We start from the raw sequence: 2,203 nt of genomic DNA on the forward strand, positions 1-2,203 counted from the left end.
GAGGAATTTCAGGAAAAACTTCTCTATGTATGATTCCATCTTCCATTAGTTCATGTAACTGGTTTGATAATATCTTATGAGATATTTTTGGAAAGAGCTTTTGAAGGTCACTAAATCGATGTGGGCCTTCTACTCCTAAGTGCCATAAAATCACAACTTTCCATTTTCCACTAAGGATAGATAAAGTAAGTTCTTTTTCACAATTAAAATCGCCATTTAGTATCTTTTTTCTAATTTCTTCTCGCAATGTATCTGACATCAATCTCATTCTCCTTTTGTTTTAGCTTATTCATTTGCCTCTTTTTATTCTTTTTGTTCTCTAATGTATTAGAGAGCCATAAACAGATAGAACAAACAGATAGAACGATTAGCTAATTTATACTCATCTGTCGGCTTCTATTTTATATATTTGTATGTCCTTTTTCTCTTTTTAACGATTAACATTAAACAAAAACTAACTAAATAGGGTTTTGATGCGAGGATAATTCGATAAGGATATTAGATTTCCCTCATAAAAAAACTGTATGGAATAAATTCTACACAGTTTTTTTGAAATTCCTATTAGATTGTCAGCAACTCAAACAAGAGTCCTTTTTTAAAGTGAATTTTCAAATAACATCCAATGGCATTTTCCTAGTAGGTTTAGGAAATACTTGATCAATTCTATTGAGATCTTCTTCAGTAAACTCAATTGTTGCTGCTTCAGCATTTGCTAGAACATGTTCATCTTGAACTGCTTTTGGAATAGCGATGACGTTATTCGAACGGATGGTCCAAGCAAGAGCGATTTGTAATGGTTGGACATTGTATTTGTCAGCAATATCATGAATAGTTGGATCGTTTAAAAGCTGTCTTCTTAAAGAGCCTCCTTGAGCAAGGGGACTATAGGCCATGATTGGCATGTTATGTTCACGCTGCCATGGTAAGAGATCGAAGTCGATTCCTCTTGAACCTAAATGGTATAGCACTTGATTCGTCACGCAATTTTTTCCATTCTTAGTGTTCCATAGCTCTTCCATATCAACCGTGTCAAAATTAGAGACGCCCCATCTTAAAATTTTCCCTTCTTCACGTAGTTTTTCCATTCCTTCAATTGTTTCCTCTAAAGGAACACGTCCTCTCCAGTGAAGAAGATATAAGTCCAAGTGGTCTGTTCCGAGTCGTTTTAAGCTGTTTTCACATGCTTTTGAAATCATATCTAAACCTGCATGATGGGGATACACTTTTGAGACTAAAAAGACTTCATTTCTGCGTCCTTTAATGGCTTCGCCAACTAAGCGTTCAGAATCGCCATTTCCATACATTTCAGCAGTGTCAATAAGTGTCATGCCCAATTCTACGCCAAGCTGCAAGGCTTTTATTTCTTTGTCTCTCACTTGAGGATTTTCCCCCATGTACCATGTTCCTTGTCCTAAACTAGGTAAAGAAGTGCCGTCAGGTAGGGTTACCACGTGTTTGGCTAATGCATTTTTAATTTCTGCTCTTTTCTTTTCATCCATTAGGTTCGACCCTTTCTTTTATGTATTTGGTTATCATAGAAGTAGACTGTTAACGTCTCTACGTATAAAGTACGCGTATATTTAGAATTTCCGTAACCAACAAATCCATTCTTTATTGCATGATATGGCCATTTCTGCTTCAGTCTGTGCAAAAAACAAAGAAAGTGAGGATGGCCTATAAGTGTCTGACACTTCGAGTCATCCTCACCACTTCTATTCTAAATCAATTTATCAATGGACTTTGATATCAATGGATTAGATCAGATGAGCTCCTCCATCGATAAGAACGGATGTGCCAGTTGTAAACCCATTTTTCGCTAGGTAAACATAGGTTTCAGCTATATCTTTAGGTTGAGCAACACGTCCGACAGGTAATTGCTTAGCAATCCCATGGTACATAACTTGTCTTTGATCTTCTGACATTCCGCCATAAAGAGGAGTGTCAACAATACCAGGTGATACCACGTTTACTCTGATAGGTGCCAGGTCTACTGAAAGTCCTCGTACTAATCCATCGATTGCTGAATTAATGGAAGCTAGAGTCGTTGCACCTTGAGGAGGACGCACACCATATACACCCGAAGTTAATGTAATAGAACTTTCATTATTCAAGTATGGAAGAGCAGCACGAACCGAAATATACTGCCCCCAGAACTTACTATCAAAAGCCTCTCTTACTGTTGCAACAGGCAGTTCGCTAAAGT

Annotated in this window: 3 protein-coding genes; all 3 read right to left on the minus strand. The window is 37.3% G+C overall.

Annotation, left to right across the window (positions count from 1 at the left end; all coding sequences use genetic code 11):
* A partial coding sequence (locus AC1DRF_RS24130; protein WP_477741886.1) for a winged helix-turn-helix transcriptional regulator occupies positions 1 to 259 on the minus strand: 259 nt, incomplete at its 3' end.
* 349 nt (positions 260 to 608) lie between these two features.
* Positions 609 to 1,499, minus strand: coding sequence for an aldo/keto reductase (locus AC1DRF_RS24135; RefSeq protein ID WP_427077260.1), 891 nt, complete (start codon positions 1,497 to 1,499; stop codon positions 609 to 611).
* Positions 1,500 to 1,754: 255 nt separating this feature from the next.
* A partial coding sequence (locus AC1DRF_RS24140; RefSeq protein WP_477741887.1) for an SDR family oxidoreductase occupies positions 1,755 to 2,203 on the minus strand: 449 nt, incomplete at its 5' end.

Source organism: Priestia sp. P5_B4 (assembly GCF_056400385.1).

Bases quoted from the DNA above. Each gene is read 5' to 3' on its own strand.
- AC1DRF_RS24135 (WP_427077260.1), bottom strand. From the start codon at position 1,499: ATGGATGAAAAGAAAAGAGCAGAAATTAAAAATGCATTAGCCAAACAC.